Here is a 290-nt window from a genome sequence, read left to right as displayed (position 1 = left end):
CGCTCTATCACTATCGTTGGACTACACGGCTCATCGATCGCGATCTCGCGCTGTGCGTCAATGATCTGTTGTGGCGTCGGACGCTCCAAGTCCTCGGGAAACGGAGTTAGTCGCAGGGATGCCGGCTCGTCGATACCGAGTTCAAGGTCCACGTGCAACGTGATTCGCGCCTCGTAGAAGGTGCGTACTCCAACCTCAGTCGGGTTCTCCAGCTCCAGCGTATAACGGCGTATCCCAGTGCTGCGAATCGCTCGATGCAATTCTGCTTCTAGCGCCTCCGAGTCGGAGAG

1 protein-coding gene is annotated in these 290 nt (G+C 57.9%); it reads right to left on the bottom strand.

What is annotated here, in order from left to right:
• A partial coding sequence (locus AC1RPW_RS08370) for a hypothetical protein (protein ID WP_481769503.1) occupies positions 1 to 290 on the bottom strand: 290 nt, incomplete at both ends.

It is taken from the genome of Dellaglioa sp. CoH-55-MRSF-8 (assembly GCF_056782195.1).
Note: the sequence above shows the minus strand (reverse complement) of the source record. Positions and strands in the feature narration are given on the sequence as shown.